The organism is Caulobacter sp. Root343 (assembly GCF_001425745.1).
In the GTDB taxonomy this organism is placed as follows: Bacteria; Pseudomonadota; Alphaproteobacteria; order Caulobacterales; family Caulobacteraceae; genus Caulobacter.
In genome coordinates, this window is record NZ_LMDF01000001.1 from 177,174 (window position 1) to 192,641 (window position 15,468).

At 67.7% G+C, this 15,468-nt stretch carries 20 protein-coding genes; 10 read left to right on the forward strand and 10 right to left on the reverse strand.

The window, feature by feature from the left end; all coding sequences use genetic code 11:
* Window positions 1-125: 125 nt before the first annotated feature.
* Genes lysA through argH form a run of 3 tightly spaced genes read right to left on the reverse strand, consistent with a single transcriptional unit; the run spans window position 126 to window position 3,124 of the window.
* On the reverse strand, window positions 126-1,391 hold the full coding sequence (gene lysA, locus ASC70_RS00895; RefSeq protein WP_056045509.1) for a diaminopimelate decarboxylase: 1,266 nt from the start codon (window positions 1,389-1,391) through the stop codon (window positions 126-128).
* A gap of 9 nt (window positions 1,392-1,400) precedes the next feature.
* A complete protein-coding gene (locus tag ASC70_RS00900) occupies window positions 1,401-1,724 on the reverse strand; it encodes a hypothetical protein (protein ID WP_056045512.1) in 324 nt (107 codons plus the stop codon).
* Window positions 1,703-3,124: an argininosuccinate lyase gene (gene argH / locus ASC70_RS00905; RefSeq protein WP_082539661.1), complete on the reverse strand. Its 1,422-nt coding sequence runs from the start codon at window positions 3,122-3,124 to the stop codon at window positions 1,703-1,705. Before argH ends, ASC70_RS00900 begins: the two co-directional genes overlap by 22 nt.
* On the opposite strand from argH, the gene ASC70_RS00910 reads away from it, so the two are divergent.
* The 5 genes from ASC70_RS00910 to ASC70_RS00930 all read left to right on the forward strand — a co-directional run bounded on the left by ASC70_RS00910 (window position 3,125) and on the right by ASC70_RS00930 (window position 6,793).
* Window positions 3,125-3,757, forward strand: coding sequence for a TlpA disulfide reductase family protein (locus ASC70_RS00910; protein WP_056045516.1), 633 nt, complete (start codon window positions 3,125-3,127; stop codon window positions 3,755-3,757).
* Entirely contained in the window at window positions 3,754-4,482 is a 729-nt protein-coding gene (locus ASC70_RS00915) for a GNAT family N-acetyltransferase (RefSeq protein WP_056045518.1), read from the forward strand. The genes ASC70_RS00910 and ASC70_RS00915 overlap by 4 nt, the downstream gene beginning before the upstream one ends.
* A 110-nt stretch (window positions 4,483-4,592) precedes the next feature.
* Window positions 4,593-5,810, forward strand: coding sequence for an acyltransferase (locus ASC70_RS00920; RefSeq protein WP_056045521.1), 1,218 nt, complete (start codon window positions 4,593-4,595; stop codon window positions 5,808-5,810).
* A gap of 32 nt (window positions 5,811-5,842) precedes the next feature.
* Entirely contained in the window at window positions 5,843-6,475 is a 633-nt protein-coding gene (locus tag ASC70_RS00925; RefSeq protein ID WP_082539662.1) for a hypothetical protein, read from the forward strand.
* Window positions 6,476-6,481: 6 nt separating this feature from the next.
* Entirely contained in the window at window positions 6,482-6,793 is a 312-nt protein-coding gene (locus ASC70_RS00930) for a transcriptional regulator (protein WP_056045526.1), read from the forward strand.
* Here ASC70_RS00930 and gluQRS read toward each other — a convergent pair.
* Both gluQRS and ASC70_RS00940 read right to left on the reverse strand, forming a co-directional pair.
* Window positions 6,790-7,629 (reverse strand): tRNA glutamyl-Q(34) synthetase GluQRS, encoded by an 840-nt coding sequence (gene gluQRS, locus ASC70_RS00935; RefSeq protein WP_056045529.1) that lies wholly within the window; start codon window positions 7,627-7,629, stop codon window positions 6,790-6,792. The genes ASC70_RS00930 and gluQRS overlap by 4 nt on opposite strands.
* Window positions 7,630-7,647: 18 nt before the next feature.
* The gene (locus tag ASC70_RS00940; RefSeq protein ID WP_047412690.1) at window positions 7,648-8,277 is read right to left on the reverse strand and encodes a TetR/AcrR family transcriptional regulator; all 630 of its coding nucleotides are present in this window, start codon (window positions 8,275-8,277) and stop codon (window positions 7,648-7,650) included.
* Window positions 8,278-8,446: 169 nt separating this feature from the next.
* Here ASC70_RS00940 and ASC70_RS24240 point away from each other — a divergent pair, with 169 nt between their 5' ends.
* From ASC70_RS24240 to ASC70_RS00960, 5 genes are all read left to right on the forward strand, one after another.
* Window positions 8,447-8,557 (forward strand): hypothetical protein, encoded by a 111-nt coding sequence (locus ASC70_RS24240; protein ID WP_082009412.1) that lies wholly within the window; start codon window positions 8,447-8,449, stop codon window positions 8,555-8,557.
* 197 nt (window positions 8,558-8,754) lie between these two features.
* Window positions 8,755-9,237 carry a transcription elongation factor GreA gene (greA, locus tag ASC70_RS00945; RefSeq protein WP_056045532.1) on the forward strand — a complete coding sequence of 161 codons (483 nt, stop codon included), beginning with the start codon at window positions 8,755-8,757 and terminating at the stop codon, window positions 9,235-9,237.
* A gap of 51 nt (window positions 9,238-9,288) precedes the next feature.
* Window positions 9,289-9,930: a DNA-3-methyladenine glycosylase gene (locus ASC70_RS00950; protein ID WP_056046172.1), complete on the forward strand. Its 642-nt coding sequence runs from the start codon at window positions 9,289-9,291 to the stop codon at window positions 9,928-9,930.
* Window positions 9,931-10,119: 189 nt separating this feature from the next.
* Window positions 10,120-10,683 carry an HNH endonuclease gene (locus ASC70_RS00955; protein ID WP_082009413.1) on the forward strand — a complete coding sequence of 188 codons (564 nt, stop codon included), beginning with the start codon at window positions 10,120-10,122 and terminating at the stop codon, window positions 10,681-10,683.
* Window positions 10,684-10,938: 255 nt separating this feature from the next.
* Window positions 10,939-11,223, forward strand: a complete 285-nt coding sequence (locus ASC70_RS00960; RefSeq protein WP_056045535.1) for a hypothetical protein — start codon at window positions 10,939-10,941, stop codon at window positions 11,221-11,223.
* A gap of 9 nt (window positions 11,224-11,232) precedes the next feature.
* Here the strand turns inward: ASC70_RS00960 and ASC70_RS00965 are convergent, their stop codons facing one another.
* From ASC70_RS00965 to ASC70_RS00985, 5 genes are all read right to left on the reverse strand, one after another.
* Window positions 11,233-11,757 (reverse strand): hypothetical protein, encoded by a 525-nt coding sequence (locus ASC70_RS00965; protein ID WP_056045538.1) that lies wholly within the window; start codon window positions 11,755-11,757, stop codon window positions 11,233-11,235.
* A gap of 101 nt (window positions 11,758-11,858) precedes the next feature.
* Window positions 11,859-13,631 (reverse strand): M1 family metallopeptidase, encoded by a 1,773-nt coding sequence (locus tag ASC70_RS00970; RefSeq protein ID WP_056045541.1) that lies wholly within the window; start codon window positions 13,629-13,631, stop codon window positions 11,859-11,861.
* Window positions 13,632-13,692: 61 nt separating this feature from the next.
* Window positions 13,693-14,253: a demethoxyubiquinone hydroxylase family protein gene (locus ASC70_RS00975; protein WP_056045545.1), complete on the reverse strand. Its 561-nt coding sequence runs from the start codon at window positions 14,251-14,253 to the stop codon at window positions 13,693-13,695.
* On the reverse strand, window positions 14,253-14,813 hold the full coding sequence (locus tag ASC70_RS00980; protein WP_082539663.1) for a disulfide bond formation protein B: 561 nt from the start codon (window positions 14,811-14,813) through the stop codon (window positions 14,253-14,255). The genes ASC70_RS00975 and ASC70_RS00980 overlap by 1 nt, the downstream gene beginning before the upstream one ends.
* Window positions 14,810-15,418: a YqaA family protein gene (locus ASC70_RS00985; RefSeq protein ID WP_047412712.1), complete on the reverse strand. Its 609-nt coding sequence runs from the start codon at window positions 15,416-15,418 to the stop codon at window positions 14,810-14,812. Before ASC70_RS00985 ends, ASC70_RS00980 begins: the two co-directional genes overlap by 4 nt.
* Window positions 15,419-15,468: the final 50 nt, after the last annotated feature.

Consider the following 15,468-nt stretch of genomic DNA (forward strand, 5'->3'; position numbering starts at 1 on the left):
CCTTCTCCCCTTGCGGGAGAAGGTGTCGCCACAGGCGACGGATGAGGGGTTGAATGGCCTGTCCGATAGGACGGCCCAACCCACTACGTGGGCCACCCTCTCCCGCAAGGGGAGAGGGGTTTCGATCACACCCAGTCCGGCACCAAGTCCCGCGCCAGCATCTCCTCATACGTCGGCCGCTTGCGGATCACCGCGTAGCGGTCGCCGTCGACCAGGACCTCGGGAACCAGCGGTCGGGTATTGTACTCGCTGGCCATGGCCGAGCCGTAGGCGCCAGCCGACATGAAGGCCACCAGGTCCCCGGCCGCGAACGGCGGCAGGGCGCGATCGCGGGTGAAGGTGTCGCCCGTCTCGCAGACCGGACCGACCACGTCATAGACCGTCTCGCCGGCGCGCTTCACCACCGGCCGGATGTCGTGGAAGGCGTCGTACATGGCCGGACGGACCAGATCGTTCATGGCCGCGTCGATGACCAGGAACTTGCGGCCTTCCGGGCGCTCGTGGACGTGGATCACTTCCGACACCAGCACACCGGCGTTGGCGGCGATCACCCGGCCCGGCTCGAAGGCCAGTCTGACGTTCAATCCTCCGGTGACCTCGCCGACCATGGCGGCGAAGTCAGCGGGCGAGGGCGGTTCGGGATGGTTGAAGTACGGCACGCCCAGGCCGCCGCCCAGGTCGAGGCGCTCGACCGACAGGCCTTCGCCCAGCAGTTGCTCGACCAGGCCCCGCATCTTGGTGAAGGCGGCGCGCATCGGCGTCAGGTCGGTGATCTGGCTGCCGATGTGGCAGGCCACGCCGATGGGCTCGAGATTGGCGTTGTTGCTGGCGTTGGCGTAGAGGCGCGCGGCCTCGGCGAACGAGACGCCGAACTTGTTCTCGGACTTGCCGGTGGCGATCTTGGCGTGGCCGCCGGCCGCGACGTCCGGATTGACCCGGAAGGCGACCTTCGCCTTCAGGCCCAGACCCGCGGCGACGTCCGCGATCAGGTTCAGTTCCGGTTCGGACTCGACATTGATCTCGGCGACGCCGGTCTTCAGCGCGAACTCGATCTCGCGCCGCGCCTTGCCGACGCCGGAGAAGACGATGCGCTCGGGCGGGATGCCGGCGGCCAGGGCGCGGCGGACCTCGCCCTCCGAGACCGTGTCGGCTCCGGCCCCCAGGTCGCCCAGCACCTTCAGCACCGCGACGTTGGAGTTGGCCTTGACCGCGTAGGCGACCAGCGGATCGATGACACCCGCTGCCGCCAACGCGTCGCGGAACACCGTGAAGTGCCGCTCCAGGGTGGCGCGGCTATACACATAGACGGGCGTGCCGACCTCGGCCGCGATCTTGGCCAGGGGCACACCCTCGCAGGCCAGGCCCTCGGGGCCGTATTCGAAGTGATTCAACGGAGTGCCTTAGTTGGGCGTGGCGCCGGGGAAGCCGGCCGCGGACGGACCGCCGAACGGATCCTTGGTGCCCGGCAGCGGGGCGGCGCGGATGGTGCGGCTGCTGGAGGCCGGGTCGCGGATCTCCTGGGCGCCGCCGGCGCGGGCGGGCTGGTTGGCCTGGGCCGAGGCGGCGCGGCGCTCGGCCTGCCAGGCGGCCTTCTTCTGGGCGTCCCACAGCGGCGCGGGACGTTCCAGAGCGCCTTGCTTGCCGCAGGCCGAGGCGGTCATGGCGAGCGCCGCCAACGCGAGCAGAGTTACGGAACGCGGGTTCATGCGAGCACTTCCTTCCAACGCGCGATCTGGGCGCGGACCTGGGCGGGGGCGGTCCCGCCGTAGCTCATGCGGCTGGCCGCCGAGGCGGCCGGAGTCAAAACGGCGTAGACGTCCTGGGTGATCCGCGACTCGATCGCCTGGAATTGCTCCAGGGAAAGATCCGCCAGGTCGACGCCCAAGCCCTCCGCCGTCTTCACGGCCGAGCCTGTCACGTGGTGGGCGTCGCGGAAAGGCATGTTCAGCGTCCGCACCAGCCAGTCGGCCAGGTCCGTCGCGGTCGAGAAGCCCGCGCCGGCCGCCTTGGCCATGGCGTCAGTGTTCGGCGTCAGGTCCGAGACCATGCCGGCCATGGCTAGCAGGCTCAGCTCCAGGGCGTCGAACGCCTCGAAGGTCGGGACCTTGTCTTCCTGCATGTCCTTCGAATAGGCCAGCGGCAGGCCCTTCATGACCACGGTCAGGGTGGTCAGCGAACCCAGGATGCGGCCGACCTTGGCGCGGATCAGCTCGGCGGCGTCGGGGTTCTTCTTCTGCGGCATGATCGAGCTGCCGGTCGTGAAGGCGTCGGTCAGCTTGATGAAGCCGAACATCGGCGTCGTCCACAGTACGATCTCCTCGGCCAGACGCGACAGGTGCGTGGCGGTGATCGAGGCCGCCGACAGGGCTTCCAGCGCGAAGTCGCGGGCCGAGACGCTGTCCAGCGAATTGGCGGTCGGGCGGTCGAAGCCCAGAGCGGTCGCCGTCTGCTGGCGGTCGATCGGGAACGGCGAACCGGCCAGGGCCGCCGCGCCCAGCGGGCACTCGTTCATGCGCGCCCGGGCGTCGCGGAAACGCGAGGCGTCGCGGCCGAACATTTCGACATAGGCCATCAGGTGGTGGCCGAAGGTCACCGGCTGGGCCGGCTGCAGATGGGTGAAGCCCGGCATCAGGGCGTCGGCATAGGCTTCCGCCTGGGCCAGCAGCGCCTTCTGCAGCGCCTCCAGCTGGCCCGCCGAGCGGTCGCAGGCGTCGCGGACCCACAGGCGGAAATCGACAGCCACCTGGTCATTGCGCGAGCGGGCGGTGTGCAGACGGCCGGCGGTCGCGCCAATCATCTCGCGCAGCCGCGCCTCGATGTTCATGTGGATGTCTTCGTACTCGTCACGGAACGGGAAGGTCCCGGTCGTGATCTCGTCCTCGATCCGGGCGAGGCCGCCGAGGATTTCCTCACCATCGCTGCTTGAAATCACGCCCTGGTTCATCAACATCCGCGCGTGGGCGCGGGAACCCGCCAGGTCTTGCGCCCAAAGGCGCTTGTCGAAGCCGATGGAGACGTTGATCGCCTGCATCAGTTCCGCCGGCTTGGCCGTGAACCGACCGCCCCACATGGCTTGACCCTGGCCTTTCACTGGCTTGGGCGTATCGGAGGCGTTGTCGGTCATATGAACGAAGTCCACTTGGTCGAAGACGGCAAGGCCGCGCCGAAGCGCAACCCCCTGAAATGGGCGATCTCGGGCGTCGCCTTGGTGGGCGCCGCGGCGGTTCTATACGTCATCGCCACCGCTTCGTTCAAACCCCATGGCCCCGCTGATCTGAGAGAATTCAAGAAGGCCTCGCTGGAAAAGCTCGACGTGCCCGCCATGCCGCGCGCCGCGCCCGATACGGTGTTCACCAGCCTGGATGGCAAGCCGGCGACCTTGGCCGATTTCAAGGGCCGCGTGGTGGTGATGAACCTGTGGGCGACCTGGTGCGCGCCCTGCAAGGCCGAGATGCCGACCCTGGCCAAACTACAGGCGGCCTACGCCACCCAGCCGGTCACCGTGCTGCCGATCAGCGTCGACCGCGACAGCGATCTGAACCTGATCAACGAAGAAATGGCCGCCAACCCGCCGCTGAAGACCTATCGCGATCCGGGCTACAAGCTCTCGTTCGCCATGGAGCCGCGCGCAGCGGGCTATCCGACGACGGTCATCTATGACCGCCAGGGCCGCGAGCGCGCTCGGATGGCGGGCCCCGCCGACTGGTCCAGTCCCGAGGCCAAGGGAATCGTCGAGAAGCTGTTGGCCGAGAAGTGATCGATCCCCGGCTTCTCGAACCTCTCGCCGACGACGCCTGGCCGGCGCGCGAACGGGCTCGGCTGGGCGGTTGGCGGCTGAACGCCTCGTCCGGCCGCTCGATGCGGATCAACGCTTGCTGGCCGCTGGCGGCGCCCGACCGAGACCCTGAGACGGCCCTTGATGCCGTCGAGGCTTGGTTTGCAGAGCGGGGCCTGCCGCCGCGCTTCAAGCTGACCGACGGCGTGTTCGCCCCTGACGACCTGCCCGAGCGCCTCGCCGCGCGGGGCTATGCGCCCTGCAAGGAGACGGTGGTCATGCTGGGCTCGACAGGCGGGGAGGGCGATCCCGAGGTTCGGGTCACGGCAGCGCCGGATGCGACGTTCGAGGCGGTATTCACCGCCACGGCCGGCGATCCGGAAGACGGCCGCGAGCGCCTCGACGCCCTGGGTCGCATCCCCGCGCCGGCGCGCTTCGTCCGGCTCGACATCGACGGCGCGCCGGCGGCGATCGGGGCCAGCGCCATCGGCGGCGGCTTCGCCGGCGTCTTCGGCATGCGCACCGCGCCCGACCATCGCCGCAAGGGCCTGGCCCGCCGGGTGCTGCGCGGCCTGCTGGCCGAGGCTGGGGCCCTGGGCGCCGCGCGCGCCTGGCTACAGGTCGAGGCCGACAACGCCCCCGCCATCGCCCTCTATGCCGACGAAGGGTTCGAGCCCGCCTACGCTTATCGCTACTGGGTACGCTGAACATCGAGGCGCCTTTGCGGGCATCGTCCGCGACGGCTCTTTTATAGACAAGTTTACAAAACAAACTTGTTGATGCATCGTGTGACTGTCTCAAGAGGGGAGCCAAGCCCATGCACGCGCCGCTCAGCGCCACCGAACGATCGACCGTCGCCCGGATCGGCGGCCGCAACGCCCCGATCGGCGCCTTGCGCGCCTTCGTCACCTTGCTGGTGATCGCCCATCACGCGGTGCTGACCTATCACCCGTACGCGCCGCCCCCGAAGGCGTTCGGCGCCCCGCCGATCCTGTGGACGGCCTTCCCGGTGGTGGATCCGCAGAGATTCGGCGGGTTCGGGATCCTGACCCTGGTCAACGACATGTTCTTCATGTCGCTGATGTTCTTCATCTCGGGCCTGTTCGTCGCCGACGGCCTGCGGACCAGGGGCGCGGGCGGTTTCCTGAAGACGAGGGCGCTGAGGCTGGGGATCCCGTTCGTCCTCGGCGTCGGCCTGTTGGCGCCGCTGGCCTATTTCCCCGCCTGGCTGCAGTCGGGCGGCGCGCCGTCCTTCGCGGCGTTCGCGAACGCCTGGACCCACCTGCCGTTCTGGCCCAGCGGCCCGGCCTGGTTCCTATGGGTGCTGCTGGCGTTCGGCGCGATCGTCACGGCGGCGTACGCCCTGTTCCCCGGCGTGACGGATGAGCTGGGTCGCCTGGCCCAAGGGGCGGATCGCAAGCCAGCCCGGTTCTTCTGGGGGCTCGTGATCGCCAGCGTGCTGGCCTACCTGCCGCTGTCGATGACAACGCCTTTCGGTCACTGGACCACGGTTGGACCGTTCGTGGTCCAGACCGCCCGCGTGGGTCACTACTTCGTCTATTTCCTGGCCGGGATCGCCGTCGGCGCGGCGGGCGTCGGCCAGGGCCTCACGGATCCGGAGGGCAAGCTGGCCAAGCGCTGGTGGCTTTGGCAGCTAGCGCCGGTCCTGCCGATCGTCGGCGGCGTGGCCGCGATGATCATGGCCTTCTCGCCCAACCCGCCGCCTCGGATGTTCCTGGACCTGTTCGGCGGCGTGAGCTTCGCCCTCGCCTGCGCGACCCTGTCGTTCGCGGCCCTGGCGACCTTCCTGCGCTTCGTCCGCGAGACCGGTCCGGTGGGCAAGAGCCTGCAGGCCAACGCCTACGGCATGTACCTGACCCACTATGTCTTCACCGCCTGGCTGGGCTGGATGCTGCTGCCGCAGAGCTGGGGCGGCCTGGCCAAGGGCTGCGCGGTGTTTGGCGGGGCGGTGGCCCTGAGCTGGCTGACCACCATGGTCCTGCGCCGCATGCCGCTGTTGGGACGAATCCTATGACCGTCCATGATGGCGCTGAAGGGGGCCGGCCCATGAACGACAAGCTGAAGACGGTCCAGGACGACCTGGCCTTCCTGCGGACCATCGCCGAGGGTGGCGGTGAGCGGGGCGGTCTGGGTGTGGCCGGTGGCGCGCTGTATGGCGCGGCGGGGCTGATCTACGGGATCCAGACCCTGGGCCATTTCGCGCAGGTGAAGGGCGTTCTGGTCTTGCCGCCGTTGGGCAGTCTGGTCCTGGGCTGGCTGCCGACCGTGATCTTCCTGATCCTGATGATCATCGTGATCATCATCGATCGCAAGAAGCCCCAGGTCGGGGTCGCCAACCGCGCCGTCAACGCCGCCTTCTCGGGCGCCGGCGTGGCCAATCTGGCCCTGATCCTGGTCTTCGCCACCGCCGCCGCGCGCCATCACGACTTCCGCTACTGGTTGTTCCATCCCGCGGTGGTGTTCGTGATCCAAGGCGCCGTCTGGTTCGTCATCTTCGCGTTGCGCAAGCGGCCCTGGATGGCGCTGGTCTCGGTCGGCTGGCTGGTCTGCGGCGTGGCCATGGGCATGTTGATCGACCGGGCCGACGTCTATCTGCTGATCGCGAGCTTCGGCCTCTTCGCCTTCATGATGGCTCCGGGCTTCTTCATGATGCGCCAGGCCCAGCGGTTGGCGCCTTAAACGATCGTGGCGGGCAAGTTCGACATCAGCGGGCTGGACGACGTCATCCACGGCCGGGTGCGGCTGGGGATCGTCGCCTATCTGGCCAGCGCCGAGGTTGCCGACTTCACCGAGCTGAAGGCGCTGCTGGAGGTGACCCAGGGCAATCTGTCGGTCCATCTGCGCAAGCTGGAGGAGGCCGGCTATGTCGCCATCGACAAGAGCTTCGTCGGCCGCAAGCCCCTGACCCGCGTGCGCCTGACCGAGGCGGGGCGGGCGGCCTTCGGCAACTATTTGAAGGCCATGGGACGATTGGTGGAGCAGGCGGGCGGAGGCTAGAAGCCGAGTTCGGTTCGGAGCTCATCCGCCGTCACCCCCGCCGCCCGCAGTTCCCGCAGCGTCTCCGCTCTGTCGCGTTTGGCGTAACGCCGGCCGTCCGGACCGACCAGCAGCCCGTGATGGCGATAGCTCGGCGTCGGCAAGTCCAACAAGGCTTGCAGCAGGCGCTGGATGTGCGCGGCCTCGAACAGATCCTGACCCCGGACGACGCGGGTGACGCCCTGCAGCGCATCGTCGTGGACCACGGCCAGGTGGTATGCGACGCCGACGTCCTTGCGCGCCAGGACGATATCGCCAGCGGTCTCGGGCATGGCCTGGATCAGGCCGGTCTCGCCGTGGGGACCGGCGCCCTCTTCCAGAAAGGTCAGCGTCTCGAAGCCGCCCAGCGCCTCGCGCGCCGCCGCTAGCGACAGCCGCCAGGCGAAGGCCTCGCCGCGCGCCAGTCGTTCGGCTTCGTCGTCCGCGTCCAGGGGCGCGCCGACATAGGGGACCGCCGGTTCATGGGGAGCGCGGCCGATGTCGAGCTCCTTGCGGGTCTTGAAGCAGCGATAGACCAGGCCACGCCGGCGCAGGGCCTCGATGGCCGCGTGGTAGTCGGCCAGGTGCTCGGACTGCCGCCGGACTGGCTCTTCCCACTGCAATCCCAGCCAGGTCAGGTCCTCGACGATCGCCGCGTCGTATTCGGGCCGGCAACGGGTGGCGTCGATGTCCTCGATGCGTAGTAGGAAACGGCCGCCGGCCTCCCGCGCGGCCTGGAAGGCGGTGAGGGCCGAGAAGGCGTGACCGCGATGCAGGTAGCCCGTCGGCGACGGGGCGAACCGGGTGACGAAGGTCACGCTCAGCCTCGGTCCCACTTAATCTTGGGCGGGCGCGGTGAACTTCGCGAACATGCCCAGGTGCTCGAACACGGCGCGGAGAAAAGCCTCCTCGCCGCCCAGAAGCTCCTTCAGCGGAGCGAACTGCTTGAAGCCGATCATCTCGGCCAGGCCATGGCCGGCGCACCAGGCGGCGATGGTGGCGAGCTCCAGGTCGATTTCGGTGGCCTGGCCGCCGGCGTTCTCGTCGATGGTGTTACGGACCTGGCAGTAGGCGCCGTCGTCCTTCAGCTGGTCGGGCAGGGCGTCCTTGTCGCGCGAGCGGTCGTACATCACGCGGTAGAGAGCCGGGTTGTCGCGGGCGAAGCAGACATAGGCCACGCCCAGGTTGGTCATCCGCACCCGCGCATCCGGCGTCGAGGCGCGGGCCGTGGACAGGGCCACGTCCAGCTCGTGCCAGCCCTCGTGGGCGACGGCCTCCAGCAGCTCGGCCTTGTCCTTGAAATGGTGATAGGGCGCGGCGGGACTGACCCCGGCCTCGCGGGCCACGGCCCGCAGCGACAGGGCGGAGGGACCCTCGCGCTCGAGGATCGCGCGCGCGGCGTCGACCAGGGCTCGGCTCAGGTCACCGTGATGGTAGGGGCGGGATTCGGCGGTGGCGATGGTCATCGGGCCTCACTGTAACCGCACCTTTCTAAAATTTCATCCAAACGCTGTAAAGATGATCTTGACGGCGTTTAGATTTGCGATATCTAAGCACTGTCCAGATTGGTTCTGCCCTCAGGGAGGCCAATGACCCATCGGGGGTTGGGACACGACCAAGAGAGGGACCATCATTATGCAACGGACGCTCAACGCCTTTGAAAACGCCTTCGACCGCCTGGCCGCCGGCTACTTCCTCGTGATCGCCCTGGGCGTCGCCGCCGCTGTCGCCGGCGTGGTGCTGTAAGGACTGATTGCTCGCGCTCGGCGGGCTGGCTCGTCAGATCTCCCGTCTTCGGGAGAGGAAGCCGCCCGCCGCCGCGTTCGGTCCGCTTGAACCTTCCCGGATGGGGAGCTAACTGGACCAGAACGCGTTAGCCTTTCGACGCCGTTTCTTCCGTATGCGTCGCAGGCTTCTTCCATGATCCAAGACATTTCCCGGCCATGAGCGTCGCCTTCACGAAAGAGGGCGACAGTGAAGCCTTCGCGGCGGATCTGCCCGATCGCCCAGTCTCCACCCATCCCAATCTCGTCACACCTGAAGGCTTGGCCCAGATCGAGGCCGAGCTGGCGTCGGCTCGCGCGGCCTATTCGGCCGCCCAGAGCGCCGGCGGCGCGGCCGACGGCGACCGCACGGCCATGGCCCGCGCCACCCGCGATCTGCGCTACTGGTCCGCGCGCCGGGCGACCGCCCAGCTGTTGGAGCGCGATCCGGCCAAGACCGTCGTGCAGTTCGGCGACCGCGTGACCTTCGAGCGCGAGGACGGCCGCGTGCAGACCTTTCGCATCGTCGGCGAGGACGAGGCCGATCCGGCCCAGGGCTCGGTGTCCTATGTCGCTCCGATCGCCCGCGCCCTGTTGGGCAAGGTCGTCGGGGATGTCTCGCCCGCGCCTGGCGGTGAGATCGAGATCACGGCGATCGGATAGTTCAGCAAGAACCGGATTGTCATTCGGGGCGGGCTACGCCACCTGCGAATGATGTTCGTCCCGCCGACCGCCGAAGCCCTTCTTGAAGCTCGCAAGCATCTGGCCGCCATTGATCCGGCCCTGGCCGCGATGGAAGCCCTCACACCGCCGTTCGAATGGCGCGTGAGCACGGGTGGCTTTCCGGGCCTGCTGAAGATGGTCGTGCAGCAGCAGGTGTCCCTGGCCTCGGCCGCCGCCATCTGGGCGCGGGTCCAGGCGGGGCTGCCGGAGATGACTCCGGACATCGTGATGGGCCACGACGAGGCCTATCTGCTGTCCTTGGGCCTCTCGCGCCCGAAAGCGCGCTACGCCCGCGCCTTGGCCGAGGCCCACGTCACTGGCGCCTGCGACTTCGACGCCCTGCCGGACCTGTCGGACGACGAGGCCGTGGCGGCCCTGACCGCCATCACCGGCATCGGCCGCTGGACCGCCGAGGTCTATCTGATGTTCACCCAGGGCCGCATGGATATGTTCCCTGGCGGCGACATCGCCCTGCAGGAGGCCATGCGCTGGGCCGACAAGGCCGAGGTTCGGCCGACCGAGAAGCAGGCTTACAAACGCGCCGAACTCTGGCGGCCCTATCGCGGCGTGGCCGCTCACCTGCTGTGGGCCTGCTACGGCGCCGTGAAACGTCGCGAGATCGCGCCTTTCTAAGTTCCGTCAGTGAGATGTCTTGGTTCTGTCGCCGACTTGGACCATGCTTTCCTTGCGTTCGGGAATGGATGGCGATTCCCAGAATTGCGTAGGAAGGAGGCCCGTCTTCAGTCCTGTCGCGTACTTCATCGGCCGAGGCCTCATGCGCCCAGGCTCCGAGCGTTCCGACGCTCGCTTCAAAGGGGGGATCTGATGCAGGTCCTCACACGTCCGCCCTCGGGCATGCCAGCCCTGGTGCTCAACGCCGATTTCCGGCCGCTCAGCTATTATCCGCTCTCCCTCTGGCCCTGGCAGGAGGTGATCAAGGCGGTGTTCCTGGACCGGGTCGACGTGGTGGCCAGCTACGACCAGGTGGTCCATTCGCCGTCTTTCGAGATGCGCCTGCCCAGCGTGGTGTCGCTGAAGCAGTACGTCCCTCAGGACCGGCCGCCGGCCTTCACCCGCTTCAACCTGTTCCTACGCGACTCGTTCAGCTGCCAGTACTGCGGCTCGCCCGAGGACCTGACCTTCGACCATGTGATCCCGCGCTCGCGCGGCGGCCGGACCACCTGGGAGAACATCGTCACCGCCTGCGCGCCGTGCAATCTCAGCAAGGGCGGCCGCACGCCGCGGGAAGCAGGGATGCAGCCGTTCCACCACGCGCGGCGGCCGTCGATGCACGAGCTGCAGGATCGCGGACGCAGGTTCCCGCCGGGGCGCCTGCACGTCAGCTGGCTGGACTATCTGTACTGGGACATCGAGCTGGAGGCCTGAGGCGCTCCGATCGAGACAGCAAAACGGCCCGGGCTGGCGTTTTGAGGAATGGCATCCCGGGCCGTCGGCTATGAGGCGGAAGGGGATCTGACCGCCAAGCTGAGCCTAAAATGCTGGCCTACGGCGAAGGTTCCGGGCCCTCGCGAAAAATATTACAGCGCCGAGGCGAGCCCGCGAATGGGGACGGCGCCGTGCAACCCGAACCTGAGCCGGCGGGTTTTATCATTCGAGGCAAAAAGCCACGGGAGATACGCCATGACCCGACACCAGACCGATGACGGCGACCAACGCCACTTCACTCACGGCACCGCCGCATCGACGGCCGACATGGCCGCCGAAGGCAAGATCCGGCCGGAGGACAAGCACATCGACGCCCCGCACGCTCGCGAGGCCAAGCGTCCGTTGCAGGACGGCGAAAAGCACGACCAACTGGCTGGCAAGGTCGCCAAGTCCGAGAACCGTCAGGAAGCCTTGCTGGACGAAGGCCTGGAAGAAAGCTTCCCGGGCAGCGACCCGGTCAGCGTCAAGCGGATCACCTGACGCGCCGCCTTATTGGGCTGGAAAACGACGCGCGGCCCGTTCCGCGAAGCTGACCACGCCGTCCATTTCACCAAACGAAGGTTCCGCCGTCGCGGGTTCGAACGCCGTCGCCTGACGGCGGCGGCCGCGGCGGCGGTCCATGGCGGCGATCTGAACGAAGGTCAGGTCGCCTTGCTCGCGGGCCATCTTGCGCACGGTCTCGATCATGCCGGCGCCATAGACCGTCAGGACACCGGCCGCGTCGGCCAACCAGTCGGGGATGTTGCCGTCGCGGTGGGCGATGATCTGGGCCACTTCGACCGCCGCGCCCATCGCCAAGGTCGCGATCGCCAGGTCGTTGCGGCGCATGCGGGGAAAAGCCAGGAACGAGACCGCCAGCAGGCCGCCGAACGCGATCGCGTGGGCGGCCTTGTCGCTGAGCCCGAACACCTGCTCCAGTCCCTGGAACGGCCCGAGGGTCAGCACCGCCACGGTCAGGGAGCCGACCAGCAGCGCGAGACGCGCGGCGGCGACGAAGTGGACGGGCTTGAACATGGAACGCGATCTCCGGGACGTCACCGTCCTAACAGTGAAGGTCGCGCCATTCGGTAAACGGGCAGGGTCAACGAGAGGTGACCGCGCCCGCCGAGCCAGGCCTATTTCTTCTCCGCCTCGGCCTTCTTCTTGGCTTCCGCTTCAGCCTTGGCGGCGTCGTCCTTGGCCTTCTTCCAGGCCTGGAAGACTTCCAGATAGGGTTGGCGGCGCAGGACCTTCGAGGCCGGATCGACGATCACCGGGACGGTATCGCCGACCGCCACGCGACCCGTTCCATCGGCCATCGGCACGCTGACGACCTTGTCGCCGACCTTGACCTCGATCGGCATCGGAAACGGCTTGTCCTTCGGCGTCTTCCAGCGCAGCACGAGATCGCCGCCCTCGCGGGTCTCGATCAGGTCCGGTTGCTGGGCTTCATACAGATAGACGTCGAAGAACCAGCCGTAGTCCTTGCCGGTCACCTGGTTGACGATCTTGATGAAGTCCTTGGTGCCCAGGTAGCGGGTCGTGAAGTTGCCGGGCTTGGGGTCGTCGCGGCCGTAAACGGCGATGCGGGTGATCTTGAAGAAGGCTTCGTCGCCGATCAGCGTGCGCAGGGTGTGCAAGATGTTGGCGGCCTTGAAGTAGATGTCGTTCCCCGGCCCGCGGTCGGCGTTATAGACGTCGTCTTCCTTCAGCTGCTTGCCCGAGACGATCGGGAACCGGTTCTTGGTGTCGACCCGCATCTGGTTCAGGCGCGCCATGTACTCCATGTCGCCATGCAGCCATTGCGACATCAGCGGCTGCATGTAGCTGCCGTAGCCCTCGTGCAGCCACATGTCGTCATTGTCGGTGTTGGTCAGCTGGTTGCCGAACCACTCGTGGGCGAACTCGTGCTGCAGCAGCCAGTCGAAGCCATAGGCCTCCTTGGCGTACTTGTTGCCGTAGGCGTTGATGGTCTGGTGCTCCATGCCCAGGTGCGGGGTCTCGACGACGCCCATCTTCTCGTCGCGGAACGGGTAGGGACCGATCATCTGCTCGTAGAAGTCCAGCATCGGCGCGAACTCGGCGAAAAGGCCCTTGGCCTTCTCGGCATTGCCCTTCAGGTACCAGAACGACATCGGGAAGCTGTCGCCGAAACGGCTCTTGTAGCTGGCGGTCAGCTCCTCGTAGGGGCCGATGTCCAGGGCGATGGCGTAGGTGTTGGGGTTCCTGGCCCGCCAGTTGTAGGTGCGCCAACCGTCTTTCTCGGTCATGCCCAGGAACACGCCGTTGGCGGGCGCGACCAGCGGGGCGGGAACGGTGATGTGCAGGTCGACCAGCTTCGGCTCGCCCGTCGGATAGTCGATGCAGGGCCAGAAGATGTCGCAGCCGTCGCCCTGGACGGCGGTGGCGATCCACGGCTCGCCGGTCTCGGTCTTGCTCCAGACGAAGCCGCCGTCCCACGGCGCGCGCTTGGCTTCCAGCGGGACGCCGTCATAGGTCACGGCCACGGTGACCTGCCGGCCCTTGGCGACCTTCTTCGGCAGGGCGATGGTCATCCGGCCTTCGGGATTGCTCCAGGCCGAGGGCTTCAGCGCCTTGCCGTCTACAGTCAGCTCGCGGATCGTGAAGACGCGGTCGAAGTCCAGCACCAACTTGTCCAGCGGGGTCTTGGCCGTGAAGGTCAGGACGGCCTCGCCCTCGATCGCCTTCTTGTCGGGCAGGATCTTGAACTTCAGGTCGGCGTGGTCGAAGCCCAGGGCCCGCTGCTCGGCGGGCATCGGGCCGCCGGTGCTGAGCGACAGTTCGCTGGTCTTGAGCGCTTCCGCCGCGTGAGCGAAACCCGTGGAGAGCGCGAGCAGCGACGCCGCGCAGGCGGCGAGGGTACGGAAGGACAAGGAGCGACTCCCCAACACGAAGATCTCGTTGGGGCGTATCGGTAGGCCGGCGCGGGACGGCCGCCAAGCTCTGGCTTTAGATCTTCTCGCTGATCTTGATGGCCGCGCGGCAGCCGGCCTGGATCACGGCGGTCAGCAGCGGATAGGCGGTCGCTTCGTGAGCGCCTTCCTCGATCGCCAGGTCGCGATGCGCCAGCTCGTCGTCGCGGAACTGGGTCAGCTCGGCGGCCAGGGCCGGATCGCGGTCCTTCAGCTCCTCGATCTGGCCGGCATAGTGCTGCTCGATGACGTTTTCGACGGCCTCGGTGCAAGCGTGAGCGGCTTTGTCGCCCAAGAGGGCGGTGCCGGCCCCGAGGGCGAAGGCGGCCGCGCGCCAGACCGGCGACATCAGGGTCGGACGCACCGCGCGCTCGGTCAGCAGTTCGTTGAAGCGGGTCAGGTGGACCTGTTCGTGGCCCTCCATCTCCTTCAGCTGGTCGGCGATGCGCTCGCGGCCGGGGCTGGCGCGCATCACCGCCGCCTGGCCGCGATAGATGTGGACGGCCGCCAGCTCGCCGGCCTGGTCCACGCGCAGGATCTCGGCGAGACGGGCGCGCAGGGCGCCTTGGCCAGGACGGGGCGGGACCGGCTTGGTCATCAGAGCGTCTCCGCCTTGCGCAGGCCCGCCAGGATCGACCAGACGGCCAGTTTCAGGGACACCAGCGCATTCCAGCCGGCCATCGACAGGCCCAGGAACACCCAGGCGGCCTTGTCGCACATCGGCGGCTTGATCTTCATCGTGCCGTTCAGCATGGCCGTCAGGTTGGCCGCGCTGGCCACGCCGCTGCCCGTGCAGGTCGTGGGGCCCGGCCACCACTTCCATTCGACGCCGGCGTGGAAGACCGCCAGGCCGGTCCCGTACAGGAAGATCGCCGCCAGCAGCAGATTGGCGGGCGCGCGCAGCCGGCCGGCCAGCGGCGTGCGCTGAAGGGCGAAGGCGACCAAGCCGACGGTCCCGGCGACCCAGTAGACTTCGCGGGCCTTGAGGCACAGATGGCAAGGCGCGAGGTGGCCGAACGTCTCGAACCCATGGGCGATGGCCAGCATCGCGGCGCTGCTCAGAAAGGCGATCAGCGGCCAGTGGCGAGTCACCAGGTCATAGACCTGGCCGATGAAGGTCCGGCTAGCGACGCTCGTCTTACGCTCTTCGTTCGTCATGCGGCGCAAGCTCCACCATGTCCGCCCCCACCGATGAAGTGGCTGGCGGTTAGGCCAATGACAAGGAGCGCGATCAAAATTCCGGCGAAGAGCGCTAGGCGACGCTCGACGATTGGCAGCAGGGTCGGGCCGAACTTCTTGATGATGAAGGCCACCAGGAAGAACCGCGCGGCGCGGGTGGCGGCCGAGGCGGCGATGAAGATCGGGAAGCTGAACGCGGCCAGGCCCGAGGCGATGGTCACCAGCTTATAGGGGATCGGGGTCAGGCCCTTGGCCAGGATCACCCAGACGCCGTACTTGCCATACCAGCACTGGAACTGCTCCAGGCCGCCGGCGTGGCCCGTGGCGGCCATCATCCACAGGCCGAAGTCGCGCAGGAAGTAGCCGATCGCATAGCCCAGGCAGCCGCCCAGCACCGAGGCGATCGTGCAGATCAGGGCGTAGCGCCAGGCCTTCTCGGGCTTGGCCAGGCACATCGGCGCCAGCATCACGTCCGGTGGGATCGGGAAGAACGAGCTCTCGGCGAACGACACCGCGAACAGGCTTAGCGGAGCGTGACGGGAAGCGGCCAGGCCCATGACCCAGTCGTAGAGGCGACGCAGCATGCGGACTCCGAGAAACGTGTAGCCCCGGTAGCTAGCAGGGCGCGACGAGC

Excerpts from the sequence above, each read along its gene's own strand:
- ASC70_RS24240 (WP_082009412.1), top strand. The coding sequence starts at position 8,447 with ATGCAACGGACGCTCAACGCCTTTGAAAACGCCTTCGACCGCCTGGCC.
- ASC70_RS00965 (WP_056045538.1), bottom strand. The coding sequence starts at position 11,757 with ATGTTCAAGCCCGTCCACTTCGTCGCCGCCGCGCGTCTCGCGCTGCTG.
- ASC70_RS00980 (WP_082539663.1), bottom strand. The coding sequence starts at position 14,813 with ATGACGAACGAAGAGCGTAAGACGAGCGTCGCTAGCCGGACCTTCATC.
- ASC70_RS00940 (WP_047412690.1), bottom strand. The coding sequence starts at position 8,277 with ATGACCATCGCCACCGCCGAATCCCGCCCCTACCATCACGGTGACCTG.
- ASC70_RS00920 (WP_056045521.1), top strand. The coding sequence starts at position 4,593 with ATGCACGCGCCGCTCAGCGCCACCGAACGATCGACCGTCGCCCGGATC.
- ASC70_RS00910 (WP_056045516.1), top strand. The coding sequence starts at position 3,125 with ATGAACGAAGTCCACTTGGTCGAAGACGGCAAGGCCGCGCCGAAGCGC.
- ASC70_RS00950 (WP_056046172.1), top strand. The coding sequence starts at position 9,289 with ATGTTCGTCCCGCCGACCGCCGAAGCCCTTCTTGAAGCTCGCAAGCAT.
- ASC70_RS00960 (WP_056045535.1), top strand. The coding sequence starts at position 10,939 with ATGACCCGACACCAGACCGATGACGGCGACCAACGCCACTTCACTCAC.
- ASC70_RS00985 (WP_047412712.1), bottom strand. The coding sequence starts at position 15,418 with ATGCTGCGTCGCCTCTACGACTGGGTCATGGGCCTGGCCGCTTCCCGT.
- argH (WP_082539661.1), bottom strand. The coding sequence starts at position 3,124 with ATGACCGACAACGCCTCCGATACGCCCAAGCCAGTGAAAGGCCAGGGT.
- ASC70_RS00975 (WP_056045545.1), bottom strand. The coding sequence starts at position 14,253 with ATGACCAAGCCGGTCCCGCCCCGTCCTGGCCAAGGCGCCCTGCGCGCC.
- ASC70_RS00925 (WP_082539662.1), top strand. The coding sequence starts at position 5,843 with ATGAACGACAAGCTGAAGACGGTCCAGGACGACCTGGCCTTCCTGCGG.
- greA (WP_056045532.1), top strand. The coding sequence starts at position 8,755 with ATGAGCGTCGCCTTCACGAAAGAGGGCGACAGTGAAGCCTTCGCGGCG.